General features: G+C 67.5%; 22 protein-coding genes. All 22 read left to right on the plus strand.

What is annotated here, in order from left to right:
* Positions 1-498 precede the first annotated feature (498 nt).
* The 22 genes from rpsL (at position 499) to rplR (ending at position 13,781) form a co-directional block, all read left to right on the plus strand.
* On the plus strand, positions 499-873 hold the full coding sequence (rpsL, locus tag KIF24_RS03330) for a 30S ribosomal protein S12 (RefSeq protein ID WP_007465318.1): 375 nt from the start codon (positions 499-501) through the stop codon (positions 871-873).
* A 1-nt stretch (position 874) separates the two neighbouring features.
* Positions 875-1,345 carry a 30S ribosomal protein S7 gene (gene rpsG / locus KIF24_RS03335; RefSeq protein ID WP_221082707.1) on the plus strand — a complete coding sequence of 157 codons (471 nt, stop codon included), beginning with the start codon at positions 875-877 and terminating at the stop codon, positions 1,343-1,345.
* Between the two features lie 74 nt (positions 1,346-1,419).
* Positions 1,420-3,516 carry an elongation factor G gene (fusA, locus tag KIF24_RS03340; protein ID WP_221082708.1) on the plus strand — a complete coding sequence of 699 codons (2,097 nt, stop codon included), beginning with the start codon at positions 1,420-1,422 and terminating at the stop codon, positions 3,514-3,516.
* Between the two features lie 214 nt (positions 3,517-3,730).
* Complete coding sequence (tuf, locus tag KIF24_RS03345) at positions 3,731-4,924, plus strand: elongation factor Tu (RefSeq protein WP_221082709.1); 1,194 nt, start codon at positions 3,731-3,733, stop codon at positions 4,922-4,924.
* 349 nt (positions 4,925-5,273) lie between these two features.
* Entirely contained in the window at positions 5,274-5,582 is a 309-nt protein-coding gene (gene rpsJ, locus KIF24_RS03350; RefSeq protein ID WP_007073037.1) for a 30S ribosomal protein S10, read from the plus strand.
* A gap of 11 nt (positions 5,583-5,593) precedes the next feature.
* Positions 5,594-6,253, plus strand: coding sequence for a 50S ribosomal protein L3 (gene rplC / locus KIF24_RS03355; protein ID WP_221082710.1), 660 nt, complete (start codon positions 5,594-5,596; stop codon positions 6,251-6,253).
* A complete protein-coding gene (rplD, locus tag KIF24_RS03360; RefSeq protein ID WP_221082711.1) occupies positions 6,250-6,927 on the plus strand; it encodes a 50S ribosomal protein L4 in 678 nt (225 codons plus the stop codon). The genes rplC and rplD overlap by 4 nt, the downstream gene beginning before the upstream one ends.
* The gene (gene rplW, locus KIF24_RS03365; protein ID WP_093403611.1) at positions 6,924-7,226 is read left to right on the plus strand and encodes a 50S ribosomal protein L23; all 303 of its coding nucleotides are present in this window, start codon (positions 6,924-6,926) and stop codon (positions 7,224-7,226) included. The genes rplD and rplW overlap by 4 nt, the downstream gene beginning before the upstream one ends.
* Before the next feature lie 12 nt (positions 7,227-7,238).
* Positions 7,239-8,078: a 50S ribosomal protein L2 gene (rplB, locus tag KIF24_RS03370; RefSeq protein WP_221082712.1), complete on the plus strand. Its 840-nt coding sequence runs from the start codon at positions 7,239-7,241 to the stop codon at positions 8,076-8,078.
* 12 nt (positions 8,079-8,090) lie between these two features.
* Positions 8,091-8,372: a 30S ribosomal protein S19 gene (rpsS, locus tag KIF24_RS03375; protein WP_067359615.1), complete on the plus strand. Its 282-nt coding sequence runs from the start codon at positions 8,091-8,093 to the stop codon at positions 8,370-8,372.
* A 40-nt stretch (positions 8,373-8,412) separates the two neighbouring features.
* Complete coding sequence (gene rplV / locus KIF24_RS03380; RefSeq protein WP_221082713.1) at positions 8,413-8,868, plus strand: 50S ribosomal protein L22; 456 nt, start codon at positions 8,413-8,415, stop codon at positions 8,866-8,868.
* Complete coding sequence (gene rpsC, locus KIF24_RS03385; RefSeq protein ID WP_221082714.1) at positions 8,868-9,734, plus strand: 30S ribosomal protein S3; 867 nt, start codon at positions 8,868-8,870, stop codon at positions 9,732-9,734. The genes rplV and rpsC overlap by 1 nt, the downstream gene beginning before the upstream one ends.
* Before the next feature lie 3 nt (positions 9,735-9,737).
* Positions 9,738-10,163 (plus strand): 50S ribosomal protein L16, encoded by a 426-nt coding sequence (rplP, locus tag KIF24_RS03390; RefSeq protein WP_221082715.1) that lies wholly within the window; start codon positions 9,738-9,740, stop codon positions 10,161-10,163.
* Positions 10,163-10,396, plus strand: a complete 234-nt coding sequence (gene rpmC / locus KIF24_RS03395) for a 50S ribosomal protein L29 (protein ID WP_018784554.1) — start codon at positions 10,163-10,165, stop codon at positions 10,394-10,396. Before rplP ends, rpmC begins: the two co-directional genes overlap by 1 nt.
* A 31-nt stretch (positions 10,397-10,427) precedes the next feature.
* The gene (rpsQ, locus tag KIF24_RS03400; protein WP_221082716.1) at positions 10,428-10,712 is read left to right on the plus strand and encodes a 30S ribosomal protein S17; all 285 of its coding nucleotides are present in this window, start codon (positions 10,428-10,430) and stop codon (positions 10,710-10,712) included.
* A gap of 96 nt (positions 10,713-10,808) precedes the next feature.
* Complete coding sequence (gene rplN, locus KIF24_RS03405) at positions 10,809-11,177, plus strand: 50S ribosomal protein L14 (RefSeq protein WP_015619002.1); 369 nt, start codon at positions 10,809-10,811, stop codon at positions 11,175-11,177.
* A gap of 82 nt (positions 11,178-11,259) precedes the next feature.
* Entirely contained in the window at positions 11,260-11,574 is a 315-nt protein-coding gene (rplX, locus tag KIF24_RS03410) for a 50S ribosomal protein L24 (protein WP_221082717.1), read from the plus strand.
* Positions 11,574-12,143, plus strand: a complete 570-nt coding sequence (rplE, locus tag KIF24_RS03415; protein ID WP_221082718.1) for a 50S ribosomal protein L5 — start codon at positions 11,574-11,576, stop codon at positions 12,141-12,143. Before rplX ends, rplE begins: the two co-directional genes overlap by 1 nt.
* A gap of 1 nt (position 12,144) precedes the next feature.
* Positions 12,145-12,330: a type Z 30S ribosomal protein S14 gene (locus KIF24_RS03420; protein WP_007073023.1), complete on the plus strand. Its 186-nt coding sequence runs from the start codon at positions 12,145-12,147 to the stop codon at positions 12,328-12,330.
* Between the two features lie 98 nt (positions 12,331-12,428).
* Positions 12,429-12,836 carry a 30S ribosomal protein S8 gene (gene rpsH, locus KIF24_RS03425; protein WP_091444025.1) on the plus strand — a complete coding sequence of 136 codons (408 nt, stop codon included), beginning with the start codon at positions 12,429-12,431 and terminating at the stop codon, positions 12,834-12,836.
* 16 nt (positions 12,837-12,852) lie between these two features.
* Entirely contained in the window at positions 12,853-13,395 is a 543-nt protein-coding gene (gene rplF / locus KIF24_RS03430; protein WP_221082719.1) for a 50S ribosomal protein L6, read from the plus strand.
* Complete coding sequence (rplR, locus tag KIF24_RS03435) at positions 13,392-13,781, plus strand: 50S ribosomal protein L18 (RefSeq protein ID WP_221082720.1); 390 nt, start codon at positions 13,392-13,394, stop codon at positions 13,779-13,781. Before rplF ends, rplR begins: the two co-directional genes overlap by 4 nt.
* Positions 13,782-13,789: the final 8 nt, after the last annotated feature.

The raw sequence follows: 13,789 nt of genomic DNA on the forward strand, positions 1-13,789 counted from the left end.
TCGAGCTGCCCTGCCCGACCCTCCCGCTCGGGGGCTGTCGGGCCAGGTTCCGCAGGAGCCGGTACACTCGTATCCGTAGGTGCCCATGACAGGTGGGCGGTCGACGGATCCGGCCGGACGCGGTGCGAGGTGACGCGGTGCGAAGTCCGGCGGGTTTCCCGTTTTGACCTGCACGGCTGTGGTAGGTAGTCTTTCCCCTTGTGCCCGGGCCTGCCCGGGCAACTCGTGCGTGCGCTGGATGCGGCGATCCGATGTCCGGATGGCGCCACGACTGAGCCAGAAGACCCGGCCCGCGGCGATCCGTGTGCCGGCGACACAAACCCCGGGGACTGCGCGCAAGCGTCGGAACCGGGACCGTGAGTTGGGCGACACGCCCGACCGCGGGTGCCGGGACCTCCGTGAGGCGGCCCTGGTCGGAATGTAGGAGAGCCGGTCACGAGATCGGCTACGACGGACGGCGCGGCTGCGACGAGCGGCCGAAGGGAGCGGAGAAACCCGGTGCCCACCATTCAGCAGTTGGTCCGAAAGGGCCGCCAGGCGAAGACGACCAAGACCAAGACCCCGGCGCTCAAGGGATCCCCGCAGCGGCGCGGCGTGTGCACCCGCGTCTACACCACCACCCCGAAGAAGCCGAACTCGGCGCTGCGCAAGGTCGCCCGGGTCAAGCTCAGCAGCCAGATCGAGGTGACCGCCTACATCCCGGGTGTCGGGCACAACCTGCAGGAGCACTCGATCGTGCTCGTGCGTGGTGGCCGGGTGAAGGACCTCCCCGGCGTGCGTTACAAGATCGTTCGCGGTTCGCTGGACACCCAGGGCGTCCGCAACCGCAAGCAGGCGCGCAGCCGGTACGGCGCGAAGAAGGAGAAGAGCTGACATGCCGCGCAAGGGACCCGCACCGCGGAAGCCGCTGGTCGCTGACCCGGTGTACAACTCGCCGCTGGTCACCCAGCTGGTGAACAAGATCCTGCTGCGCGGCAAGCGTCAGCTCGCCGAGCGCGTCGTCTACGCCGCCCTGGAGGGCTGCCGGGAGAAGTCCGGGACCGATCCGGTCGTCACCCTCAAGCGCGCGATGGACAACGTCAAGCCGACCCTTGAGGTACGCAGCCGCCGTGTCGGTGGCGCGACCTACCAGGTTCCGGTCGAGGTCCGGCCGGCCCGGGCGACCACGTTGGGCCTGCGCTGGTTGGTGACCTACGCCCGCGCACGGCGTGAGAAGACCATGATCGAGCGGCTGATGAACGAGCTGCTGGACGCGAGCAACGGCCTCGGTGCCGCCGTCAAGCGGCGCGAGGACACGCACAAGATGGCCGAGTCGAACAAGGCCTTCGCGCACTACCGCTGGTAACACCCTGGTTCCGGCGCCGGACCGGCGCCGGAACGCCACCAGTTGTGTCGAGACGACGATAAGTAGGGATTGAAGTGGCCGCCGCAGACGCGCTCGCCAACGTACGCAACATCGGCATCATGGCGCACATCGATGCCGGTAAGACCACGACCACCGAGCGGATCCTGTTCTACACCGGCATCACGTACAAGATCGGTGAGGTCCACGAGGGCGCTGCCGTCATGGACTGGATGGAGCAGGAGCAGGAGCGTGGCATCACCATCACCTCCGCTGCCACCAAGTGTGAGTGGAAGGGCCACACGATCCAGATCATCGACACGCCCGGTCACGTCGACTTCACGGTCGAGGTCGAGCGGTCGCTGCGGGTGCTGGACGGTGCGGTCGCGGTCTACGACGGCGTGGCCGGCGTGGAGCCGCAGACGGAGAACGTCTGGCGTCAGGCCGACAAGTACCACGTCCCCCGGATGTGCTTCGTCAACAAGCTCGACCGGACCGGTGCCGACTTCTTCCGCTGCGTGCAGATGATGATCGACCGGCTCAACGCCACCCCGCTGGTGCTGCAGATCCCGATCGGGCTCGAGGGCGACCACATCGGTGTCGTCGACCTGATCGGCATGCGCGCGCTCACCTGGCGTGGGGAGACCCAGAAGGGCGACGACTACGCCATCGAGGAGATCCCGGCCGAGCTGGCCGACTCCGCGGCGGAGTGGCGCGAGAAGCTGATGGAGACTCTGGCCGACGTCGACGACACGGTGATGGAGAAGTACCTGGAGGGCGAGGAGATCTCCGCCGAGGAGATCAAGGCCGCCATCCGTCGGGCCACCATCGCCAGCAAGGCCAACCCGGTGCTCTGCGGTTCGGCGTTCAAGAACAAGGGCGTCCAGCCGATGCTCGACGCGGTCATCGACTTCCTGCCGTCGCCGCTCGACGTGCCGGCCATCGAGGGCACGGCCACCGACGGCGAGACCCCGATGCAGCGGCAGCCGTCGAAGAAGGAGCCGTTCTCCGGCCTGGCGTTCAAGATCCAGACCGACAAGCACCTCGGCAAGCTCACCTACGTCCGGGTCTACTCCGGCGTGGTCGAGACCGGCACCCAGGTGGTCAACTCCACCAAGGACCGCAAGGAGCGGGTCGGCAAGATCTACCAGATGCACGCCAACAAGCGGGAAGAGCGCGGCTCGGCCCAGGCTGGCGACATCATCGCCGTGCAGGGTCTCAAGCAGACCACCACCGGTGACACGCTGTGCGACCCGGCGAACCCGGTCATCCTGGAGTCGATGACCTTCCCCGAGCCGGTCATCGAGGTGGCCATCGAGCCGAAGACCAAGGCCGACCAGGAGAAGCTCAGCACCGCTATCCAGCGGCTGGCCGAGGAGGATCCGACCTTCCGCGTCAAGCTGGACGACCAGACCGGCCAGACGGTCATCTCCGGCATGGGCGAGCTGCACCTGGACATCCTGGTCGACCGGATGCGCCGCGAGTTCAACGTCGAGGCGAACATCGGTAAGCCGCAGGTGGCGTACCGCGAGACGGTTCGCCGCAAGGTGGACAAGATCGAGTACACCCACAAGAAGCAGACCGGTGGTTCCGGCCAGTACGCTCGCGTGATCGTGAGCGTCGAGCCGCTGCCGCTGGGCAACGACTCGCCGACCTACGAGTTCGCCAACGCCGTCAGCGGTGGCCGGATCCCCCGGGAGTTCATCCCATCGGTGGACGCGGGCGCGCAGGACGCGATGCAGTACGGCATTCTCGCCGGCTTCCCGCTGGTGGGTGTCAAGCTGACCCTGCTGGACGGCCAGTACCACGAGGTCGACTCGTCCGAGATGGCATTCAAGATCGCCGGCTCGATGGTGATGAAGGAGGCGGCCCGCAGGGCCGACCCCGCACTGCTCGAGCCGATGATGGCTGTTGAGGTCACCACTCCAGAGGAGAACATGGGTGACGTCATCGGCGACCTCAACTCCCGGCGGGGCATCATCCAGGCGATGGAGGAGCGCAGCGGCGCTCGCGTCGTCCGGGCCCTGGTGCCGCTGTCGGAGATGTTCGGCTACGTCGGCGACCTGCGGTCGAAGACCCAGGGCCGGGCTAGCTACAGCATGCAGTTCGACTCCTACGCCGAGGTTCCGCAGAGCGTGGCGAAGGAGATCATCGCCAAGGCGACGGGTGAGTGACGCTCGCCTGAGTTGATCCGGCGGTGGTCGCGGGAGGATTCCCCGACCGCGACCACCTCGGTCGGATTGTGTGAATTCCGGGCCTGTAGGCTTCATCGCCGCAGAACCCACAAAAGCTCTCCGGCCGCCAGGCCGGAAAGGCTGTCGACAGAGTCCTAAGCGCCGACCTGGCGCGCCGGGGCGAACGAACCAAGAAGTCCACAGGAGGACACCAGTGGCGAAGGCGAAGTTCGAGCGGACTAAGCCGCACGTCAACATCGGCACCATTGGTCACATCGACCACGGTAAGACGACGCTGACGGCGGCCATCACCAAGGTCCTGCACGACCAGTTCCCGGACCTGAACCCGTACACGCCGTTCGACGAGATCGACAAGGCGCCGGAGGAGAAGGCGCGCGGCATCACGATCTCGATCGCACACGTCGAGTACCAGACCGAGGCGCGGCACTACGCGCACGTCGACTGCCCCGGTCACGCCGACTACATCAAGAACATGATCACCGGTGCCGCCCAGATGGACGGCGCGATCCTGGTGGTCGCGGCGACCGACGGCCCGATGCCGCAGACCCGCGAGCACGTGCTGCTGGCCCGCCAGGTCGGCGTGCCGTACATCGTCGTGGCGCTGAACAAGAGCGACATGGTCGACGACGAGGAGCTGCTCGAGCTCGTCGAGCTCGAGGTTCGCGAGCTGCTCTCGTCGCAGGAGTACCCGGGCGACGACCTGCCGGTCGTGCGGGTCTCGGCGCTACGGGCCCTTGAGGGCGACCCGGAGTGGACCGGCCGCCTGATGGAGCTGATGAACGCCGTCGACACCGCGATCCCGCAGCCGGAGCGCGAGACCGAGAAGCCGTTCCTGATGCCGATCGAGGACGTCTTCACGATCACCGGTCGCGGCACCGTCGTGACCGGTCGCGCCGAGCGCGGCATCCTCAAGCCGAACGAGGAGGTGGAGATCGTCGGTATCCGCGAGAAGTCGCAGAAGACGGTCTGCACCGGCATCGAGATGTTCCGCAAGCTGCTCGACGAGGCCCGTGCGGGCGAGAACGTCGGTCTCCTGCTGCGTGGCATCAAGCGCGAGGACGTCGAGCGTGGCATGGTCGTCGTCAAGCCGGGCACCACGACCCCGCACACCGAGTTCGAGGCGACGGTCTACATCCTCTCCAAGGAGGAGGGTGGCCGGCACACGCCGTTCTTCCAGAACTACCGTCCGCAGTTCTACTTCCGGACCACGGACGTCACCGGTGTCGTGACCCTTCCCGAGGGTACCGAGATGGTCATGCCGGGCGACAACACCACGATGACCGTGAAGCTGATCCAGCCCATCGCGATGGAGGAAAACCTCAAGTTCGCGATCCGGGAGGGTGGCCGTACGGTCGGCGCGGGTCGCGTCACCAAGATCGTCAAGTGAGCTGGGTAACCCCGATTAGACCCGCCGCCGGTCGTGCGGCATACTAGTCAGGTTGCGTAACGACGGTTCGCTGCCCGTGTTCGGCTCCGGCCGAACCGCCGGGTAGGCAGAACAGTCGGGCGTGGGGTGGCTGGTGGCCCGTCCGCCAGTCACCCTCGCGCGGCGTTCAGGTCGCCTCAGCGCGATCGGCGCCTGGAGCCACCGCGGTCAGGATCGCTCCGGGCACCCGGGGCGGAGCCTGGCCCCAGGGCGCGACACGCCCGACCGCGGGGGTGGGCGAAGAGGGTCTGTACCAGCCGGTACAGGCACCCGCAACACAGCGGCATCGAGAGAAGGAACAGAAGCCACCATGGCGGGACAGAAGATCCGCATCCGGCTCAAGGCCTATGACCACGAGGTCGTCGACTCCTCGGCTCGGAAGATCGTCGAGACGGTGACGCGTACCGGGGCGCAGGTCGCGGGCCCGGTGCCGCTGCCCACGGAGATCAACCGTTTCTGCGTCATCCGCTCGCCGCACAAGTACAAGGACTCGCGCGAGCACTTCGAGATGCGTACGCACAAGCGGCTGATCGACATCATCGACCCGACCCCGAAGACGGTCGACTCGCTCATGCGCCTCGACCTGCCGGCTGGCGTCGACATCGAGATCAAGCTGTAGGGACCGGACACATGGACAGGCAAGTTAAGGGGATCCTGGGCGCAAAGCTCGGCATGACCCAGGTCTGGGACAACAACCGCGTTGTTCCGGTGACCGTGGTTCAGGCCGGCCCGTGCGTCATCAGCCAGGTTCGTGACGCCGGCAAGGACGGTTACTCCGCGGTCCAGCTGGCGTACGGGACGATCGACCCGCGTAAGGCCAAGAAGCCGCTGCGCGGGCATTATGCCAAGGCCGACGTGGCGCCGCGCCGGCACATCGTCGAGCTGCGCACCACCGACGCCGCGGACTACTCGCTCGGCCAGGAGGTCACGGTCGAGGAGTTCCCGGTCGGCGTCTCGATCGACGTCACCGGCAAGACCAAGGGCAAGGGCTACGCCGGCCCGATGAAGCGGCACGGCTTCCACGGTCTGCGCGCCAGCCACGGTGTCGAGCGCAAGCACCGTTCGCCGGGCTCCATCGGTGCCTGCGCCACCCCGGGCCGCGTCTTCAAGGGCACCCGGATGGCCGGCCGGATGGGCGGCGTGCGCTACACCGTGCAGAACCTGACCGTCCAGGCGGTCGACACCGAGAACAACCTCCTGCTCGTCCGCGGCGCCATCCCCGGCCCCAAGGGCGCGCTGGTGCTGGTCCGCACCGCGGCCAAGGCGAAGAAGGGCGGTGCGGTCAAGTGACCACCGTTGACGTCCTCAACTCCGAAGGCACCAAGACCGGCTCGGTCGAGCTGCCCGCCGACATCTTCGACGCGCAGGCGAACATCGCGCTGATGCACCAGGTCGTCGTGGCGCAGCTCGCGGCTGCCCGGCAGGGCACCCACAAGACCAAGACCCGGGGCGAGGTCGCCGGCGGCGGCAAGAAGCCGTACAAGCAGAAGGGCACCGGTCGTGCCCGGCAGGGCTCGATCCGCGCGCCGCAGTTCGCCGGCGGCGGCGTGGTGCACGGTCCGATGCCGCGCGACTACAGCCAGCGCACGCCCAAGAAGATGAAGGCCGCCGCGCTGCGTGGCGCCCTCTCGGACCGGGCCCGCGCCGGGCAGGTGCACGTCGTCGAGGCGTTCGTCTCCGGCGAGAAGCCGTCGACCAAGGCCGCCCTGGCCACGCTGGCCAAGCTGTCCGAGGCCCGACGGGTGCTGGTCGTGTTGAGCAGCACCGACGAGCTGAACTGGGTGTCGCTGCGTAACGAGCCGCGGGTGCACCTGATCGAAGCCGGCCAGCTGAACACGTACGACGTGCTGGTGGCCGACGACGTGGTCTTCACCAAGGAGGCCCTGGACGAGTTCCTGGGGCTGCCGGCGGCAGTCGGCCAGGCGGCCGGGTCCACCGAGACCACCGAGGAGGGTGGCAAGTGAGCACGATCGCCGACCCGCGCGACATCATCGTGGCGCCGGTCGTCTCGGAGAAGAGCTACAGCGAGCTGAACCGCAACTGGTACACCTTCCTGGTGCACCCGGACGCGAACAAGACCGCGATCAAGATCGCCATCGAGCAGATCTTCAACGTTCGTGTCCTGACGGTCAACACGCTCAACCGTGAGGGCAAGCGCAAGCGGACCCGTACCGGGTTCGGTAAGCGCAAGGACACCAAGCGGGCGATGGTGAAGCTGGCTGAAGGCGACCGCATCGAGGCCTTCGGCGGCCCGGTCAGCTGAGGGGTGTAGACAATGGCTATCCGTAAGTACAAGCCGACGACGCCGGGCCGGCGTGGCTCGAGCGTCGCCGACTTCGCCGAGATCACCCGGTCGACGCCCGAGAAGTCGCTGCTGGTCCCGCTGCCCAAGAAGGGCGGCCGGAACGTGCACGGCCGGATCACCGCCCGGCACCAGGGCGGCGGCCACAAGCGCCAGTACCGGTTGATCGACTTCAAGCGGGTCGACAAGGACGGCGTGCCGGCCAAGGTCGCGCACATCGAGTACGACCCGAACCGCACCGCGCGGATCGCGCTGCTGCACTACGCCGACGGCGAGAAGCGTTACATCATCGCGCCGAAGGACCTGAAGCAGGGCGACGCCGTCGAGTCGGGTCCGGCCGCAGACATCAAGCCGGGTAACAACCTGCCGCTGCGCAACATCCCGGTCGGCACCACGATCCACAACGTGGAGTTGCGTCCGGGCGGCGGGGCCAAGCTGGCTCGCTCGGCCGGCGTCGGCATCCAGCTGCTCGGCCGGGAGGGCGCGTACGCGACCCTGCGCATGCCGTCGGGCGAGATCCGGCGGGTGGACGTGCGTTGCCGCGCGAGCATCGGCGAGATCGGCAACGCCGACCAGTCAAACATCAACTGGGGCAAGGCCGGCCGGATGCGCTGGAAGGGCAAGCGCCCGACCGTGCGTGGTGTCGCGATGAACCCGGTCGACCACCCGCACGGTGGTGGTGAGGGCAAGACCTCCGGTGGTCGCCACCCGGTCAACCCGCAGGGTAAGCCCGAGGGCCGCACCCGTCGTAAGGGCCAGCCGAGTGACCGGCTGATCGTCCGCCGCCGCTACGCCACGCGTAAGCGCGGCTGAGGGAGATAAGACATGCCTCGCAGCCTGAAGAAGGGCCCGTTCATCGACGACCACCTGCTCAAGAAGGTGGAGACGCAGAACGAGAAGGGCTCCAAGAACGTCATCAAGACCTGGTCTCGGCGCTCGACGATCATCCCGGACATGCTCGGGCACACGATCGCCGTACACGACGGACGCAAGCACGTCCCGGTGTTCGTGACCGAGGCCATGGTCGGGCACAAGCTCGGCGAGTTCGCGCTGACCCGCACGTTCAAGGGTCACGAGAAGGACGACCGGAAGAGCCGCCGGCGCTGACGCCGCGGGCATACGGATAGAGGATCAAGGGGTTACAGCGATGCCAGGAAAGGGCGACGCTCCGGTGCTTCCGGGCGCGCGGGCGGTTGCGCGGTATGTGCGCATCTCGCCGATGAAGGCGCGCCGGGTGGTCAACCTCGTCCGCGGCCTGCCCGCGAAGGAGGCTCTCACGGTGCTGCAGTTCGCGCCGCAGGCTGCGAGCGAGCAGGTGTACAAGGTGCTCGCGAGCGCGATCGCCAACGCGGAGAACAACGAGCGGCTGGACCCCGACGCGCTGCTCGTCAGCGAGGCGTTCGTGGACGAGGGCCCGACCATGAAGCGGTTCCAGCCACGGGCGCAGGGCCGGGCGTACCGGATCCGTAAGCGCACCTGCCACATCACCGTGGTGGTCGAGGCGGTCGCGCCGGCCGCGCCGAAGAAGTCGGCGAAGAAGTCGGCCCCGGCGGAGCAGACCGCGCCGGCCGAGACGCAGAGCAACACGGAGGGCGCCGAGTAATGGGTCAGAAGGTTCACCCGCACGGGTTCCGGCTCGGCATCTCGACCGACTGGAAGTCCCGCTGGTTCGCGGACAAGCTCTACAAGGACTACATCGGCGAGGATGTGAAGATCCGCCGGATGATGTCCAAGGGCCTGGAGCGCGCCGGCATCTCGAAGGTCGACATCGAGCGCACCCGCGACCGGGTCCGCGTCGACATCCACACCGCCCGGCCGGGCATCGTCATCGGCCGTAAGGGCGCGGAGGCCGACCGGATCCGCGGCGAGTTGGAGAAGCTCACCGGCAAGCAGGTTCAGCTGAACATCATCGAGGTGAAGAACCCCGAGTCGGACGCGCAGCTGGTCGCACAGGGTGTGGCCGAGCAGCTCTCCAGCCGGGTCAGCTTCCGTCGGGCGATGCGCAAGGCGATGCAGTCGGCGATGAAGAACCCGATGTGCAAGGGCATCCGAGTGCAGGTTTCGGGCCGCCTCGGTGGCGCCGAGATGAGCCGCACGGAGTTCTACCGCGAGGGTCGGGTCCCGCTGCACACGCTGCGGGCCAACATCGAGTACGGCTTCTTCGAGGCCCGCACCACCTTCGGCCGCATCGGCGTGAAGGTCTGGATCTACAAGGGCGACGCGGTGCCGGGTCGGGAGACTCCGGCCGAGGCGCCGTCGCGTCCGCGCCGGGAGCGTGGCGACCGCCCCGAGCGGCCCCGCCGTGGTCGCTCCGGTTCGTCCGGTACGACCTCCGGTGGCACCGAGGCCGGCCGGGCTGCCGCGACGACCGTCGCACAGCAGGCCGAGACGCCGAGTGGCGAGCCAGTCGACAGCGCTGCTGTTGCTTCCGCCGCTACGGCTCCGGCAGAAACGCAGCAGGAGGGCTGACAGATGCTGATGCCGCGCAAGCCCCCGAAGGGCTTCCGCAAGCCGCACCACCCGGACCGCAGCGGCGCGTCCAAGGGTGGTAACCGGGTGGTGTTCGGCGAGTTCGGGATCCAGGCTCTCGAGTCGGCGTACGTGACGAACCGGCAGATCGAGTCGGCGCGTATCGCGATGACCCGCCACATCAAGCGTGGCGGCAAGGTCTGGATCACCGTCTTCCCGGACCAGGCCCTCACCAAGAAGCCGGCGGAAACCCGGATGGGTTCGGGTAAGGGTTCGCCCGAGTGGTGGGTCGCCAACGTCAAGCCCGGGCGGGTCCTCTTCGAGATGTCCTTCCCGAACGAGCAGATCGCGCGAGAGGCGATGCGTCGCGCGATCCACAAGCTCCCGATGAAGTGCCGGATTGTTACGCGCGAAGTGGGTGAATCCTGATGGCAGCGGGCGTCAAGCCTTCCGAGCTGCGTGAGCTCTCCGAGGAGGAGCTGGTCACGAAGCTGCGTGAGGCCAAGGCGGAGCTGTTCAACCTCCGCGTGCAGGCCGCAACCGGGCAGCTGGACAACAACCGGCGGCTGCAGGTCATCCGTCGGGAGATCGCCCGGATCTACACGATCATGCGTGAGCGTGAGCTGGGGCTCTCGGCCGCGCCGACTGAGGTGACTTCGTGAGCGAGCGAAGCAAGCGTAAGGGAGCTCGAGCATGAGCGAGAACACCACCGCGAGCGTTCAGCGCGCGCGGGGCCGCCGCAAGGTGCGTGAGGGCCTCGTGGTCAGCGACAAGATGGAAAAGACCGTCGTGGTCGAGGTCGAGGACCGGGTCAAGCACGCGCTGTACGGCAAGATCATGCGCCGGACCAGCAAGCTCAAGGTCCACGACGAGCAGAACTCCGCCGGCATCGGCGACCGGGTCCTGATCATGGAGACCCGGCCGCTGTCCGCCACCAAGCGGTGGCGGCTCGTGGAGATCCTCGAGAAGGCCAAGTAGCGAAGGCTCGAGCTCGGCCGAGATCGGTCGGGCGCAGGTTCCGCCAGGCTCCGGCCGCCCAGGCGGCCGGAGAACCGGCAGACATAGGAGATAGACGTGATTCAGCAGGAGTCGCGACTGCGTGTCGCCGACAACACGGGTGCCCGGGAGATCCTGTGCATCCGGGTTCTCGGTGGCTCCGGTCGGCGCTACGCGAGCATCGGCGACGTCATCGTCGCGACCGTCAAGGACGCGATCCCGGGTGCCGGTGTCAAGAAGGGCGACGTCGTCAAGGCCGTCATCGTCCGTACCGCCAAGGAGAAGCGGCGGCCGGACGGTTCGTACATCCGCTTCGACGAGAACGCCGCCGTCATCATCAAGGACGGTGGGGACCCGCGCGGTACCCGCATCTTCGGCCCGGTCGGGCGGGAGCTGCGGGACAAGCGGTTCATGAAGATCATCTCTCTCGCGCCGGAGGTGTTGTGACCGTGAGCGAGCGGAGCGAGCGAACCAGCAGGCTCAGTAGGTGCAAGCTTCAGGCGCGCGCCGACCGGAGGGAGGTGCGGGCATGAAGGTCAAGAAGGGCGACACGGTCGTCGTCATCGCCGGCAAGGACAAGGGTGCCAAGGGTAAGGTCATCGCGGCCTACCCGCGGCAGGACAAGGTCCTGGTCGAGGGCGTGAACCGGGTCAAGAAGCACACCCGCATCAGTACCACTCAGCGTGGCGCCAAGACCGGTGGCATCGTCACCCAGGAAGCCCCGATCCACGTCTCGAACGTGATGGTCGTGGACTCCGACGGCAAGCCGACCCGCGTCGGCTACCGGGTCGACGAGAACGGCCAGAAGGTTCGCATCGCGCGTAGCACCGGTAAGGACCTGTGATGACCACGGCTACCGAAACCAAGACCATGCCGCGCCTCAAGGAGCGGTACCGCGACGAGATCGCGGCCAAGCTGCGCGAGCAGCACGACTACGGCAACGCGATGCAGGTGCCGCGCCTGGTCAAGATCGTGGTGAACATGGGTGTCGGCGAGGCCGCTCGCGACGCCAAGCTCATCGACGGGGCGGTCCGTGACCTGGCCACCATCACCGGCCAGAAGCCACAGGTCCGGCGGGCGAAGAAGTCCATCGCGCAGTTCAAGCTCCGCGAGGGCATGCCGATCGGCGCGAAGGTGACCCTGCGCGGCGACCGGATGTGGGAGTTCCTGGACCGGCTGCTGTCGATCGCGCTGCCGCGTATCCGTGACTTCCGCGGCCTCGACGGGCGCAAGCTCGACGGGCACGGCAACTACACGTTCGGTCTGACCGAGCAGTCGGTGTTCCACGAGATCGATCAGGACAAGATCGATCGCCAGCGGGGCATGGACATCACGGTGGTCACGACCGCCACGACCGACGACGAGGGCCGGGCGCTGCTGAAGCTCCTGGGCTTCCCGTTCAAGGAGAACTGAGATGGCCAAGAAGGCGCTGATCCTCAAGGCGGCCGCGAAGCCGAAGTTCTCGGTTCGCGCGTACACCCGCTGCCAGCGGTGCGGGCGTCCCAAGGCGGTCTACCGCAAGTTCGGGCTCTGCCGGGTGTGTATCCGGGAGATGGCCCACCGCGGTGAGCTGCCCGGCGTGTCCAAGGCTTCCTGGTAATAGCCCGGCGCGCTCCGCGCGTTAGCTGGACTGTCTCTTCGCCGTAGGCCTGTGGGCGCAAGCCGCGGGAACCCCGGCGAGAAAGGTTGACGAGTTTCATGACGATGACCGACCCGATCGCAGACATGCTCACGCGTCTGCGTAACGCCAACCAGGCGTACCACGACCAGGTGACGATGCCCTACTCGAAGATCAAGGCGAACATCGCCGAGGTCCTCAAGTCCGAGGGCTACATCGCCACCTGGTCAGTCGAGGAGCCCGAGGAGGGTGCCGTCGGCAAGCGACTGGTCGTCGAGCTGAAGTACGGCCAGAACCGGGAGCGGAGCCTGGCCGGCATCAAGCGCGTCTCCAAGCCCGGTCTGCGGGTGTACGCCAAGTCGGACGGGCTCCCCCGGGTGCTCGGCGGGCTGGGCGTGGCGATCATTTCGACGTCCCAGGGGCTGCTCACCGACCGGCAGGCCCGCAAGCGGAGCGTTGGCGGGGAAGTCCTCGCCTTCGTCTGGTAACGGGAGACAGGTAGAAATGTCGCGTATTGGACGTAAGTCGATCCCGGTGCCATCCGGCGTCGACGTGATGATCGACGGCCAGACCGTCAAGGTCAAGGGCCCCAAGGGCGAGTTGTCGCACACCCTGGCCGAGCCGATCACCATCGAGCGGGCCGAGGACGGGCAGTTGAACGTCAACCGCCCGAACGACGAGCGCAAGGCCAAGGAACTGCACGGCCTGAGCCGTACCCTGGTCGCCAACATGATCGTCGGGGTCACCGAGGGCTACCGCAAGAGCCTGGAGATCGCCGGCACGGGTTACCGGGTCACCGCCAAGGGCAAGGATCTCGAGTTCGCGCTCGGGTTCTCGCACCCGGTGCTGGTGCAGGCCCCGGACGGCATCACCTTCACGGTGGAGCGGCCCACGCTGTTCCACGTGGCCGGCATCGACAAGCAACTCGTCGGTGAGATCGCCGCCAACATCCGGAAGATTCGCCCGCCGGAGCCCTACAAGGGCAAGGGCGTGAAATACCAGGGCGAAATCATCCGACGCAAGGCTGGAAAGGCAGGTAAGAAGTGAGCGCCACGCTGCTCAAGCGCCGCCGCGGCGTCGCCGCCAAGCGTGCCGTCGGGCGTGCGCGTCGGCACTTCCGGGTCCGCAAGAACGTCAGCGGCACCGCCGAGCGTCCCCGCCTGGTGGTCACCCGTTCGCTGCGGCACATCGTCGCCCAGATCGTGGACGACACCAAGGGGCACACCCTGGCGTCGGCCTCGACCCTGGATGCCTCGCTGCGCGGTACGGAGGGCGACAAGAGCGCCCTGGCCGGCAAGGTCGGTGCGCTGCTCGCCGAGCGCGCCAAGGCCGCCGGCATCTCCAAGGTCGTCTTCGACCGAGGTGGCAACCGGTACGCGGGGCGGGTCGCCTCGCTTGCGGACGCCGCCCGCGAAGCCGGGCTCGAGTTCTGACAATCCCC

The organism is Micromonospora tarapacensis, from assembly GCF_019697375.1.
GTDB lineage: Bacteria > Actinomycetota > Actinomycetes > Mycobacteriales > Micromonosporaceae > Micromonospora > Micromonospora tarapacensis.

Excerpts from the sequence above, each read along its gene's own strand:
- rpsG (WP_221082707.1), top strand. The coding sequence starts at position 875 with ATGCCGCGCAAGGGACCCGCACCGCGGAAGCCGCTGGTCGCTGACCCG.
- rpsJ (WP_007073037.1), top strand. The coding sequence starts at position 5,274 with ATGGCGGGACAGAAGATCCGCATCCGGCTCAAGGCCTATGACCACGAG.
- rplC (WP_221082710.1), top strand. The coding sequence starts at position 5,594 with ATGGACAGGCAAGTTAAGGGGATCCTGGGCGCAAAGCTCGGCATGACC.
- rplB (WP_221082712.1), top strand. The coding sequence starts at position 7,239 with ATGGCTATCCGTAAGTACAAGCCGACGACGCCGGGCCGGCGTGGCTCG.
- rpsS (WP_067359615.1), top strand. The coding sequence starts at position 8,091 with ATGCCTCGCAGCCTGAAGAAGGGCCCGTTCATCGACGACCACCTGCTC.
- rplV (WP_221082713.1), top strand. The coding sequence starts at position 8,413 with ATGCCAGGAAAGGGCGACGCTCCGGTGCTTCCGGGCGCGCGGGCGGTT.
- rpsC (WP_221082714.1), top strand. The coding sequence starts at position 8,868 with ATGGGTCAGAAGGTTCACCCGCACGGGTTCCGGCTCGGCATCTCGACC.
- rplP (WP_221082715.1), top strand. The coding sequence starts at position 9,738 with ATGCTGATGCCGCGCAAGCCCCCGAAGGGCTTCCGCAAGCCGCACCAC.
- rpmC (WP_018784554.1), top strand. The coding sequence starts at position 10,163 with ATGGCAGCGGGCGTCAAGCCTTCCGAGCTGCGTGAGCTCTCCGAGGAG.
- rpsQ (WP_221082716.1), top strand. The coding sequence starts at position 10,428 with ATGAGCGAGAACACCACCGCGAGCGTTCAGCGCGCGCGGGGCCGCCGC.
- rplX (WP_221082717.1), top strand. The coding sequence starts at position 11,260 with ATGAAGGTCAAGAAGGGCGACACGGTCGTCGTCATCGCCGGCAAGGAC.
- rplE (WP_221082718.1), top strand. The coding sequence starts at position 11,574 with ATGACCACGGCTACCGAAACCAAGACCATGCCGCGCCTCAAGGAGCGG.
- KIF24_RS03420 (WP_007073023.1), top strand. The coding sequence starts at position 12,145 with ATGGCCAAGAAGGCGCTGATCCTCAAGGCGGCCGCGAAGCCGAAGTTC.
- rpsH (WP_091444025.1), top strand. The coding sequence starts at position 12,429 with ATGACGATGACCGACCCGATCGCAGACATGCTCACGCGTCTGCGTAAC.
- rplF (WP_221082719.1), top strand. The coding sequence starts at position 12,853 with ATGTCGCGTATTGGACGTAAGTCGATCCCGGTGCCATCCGGCGTCGAC.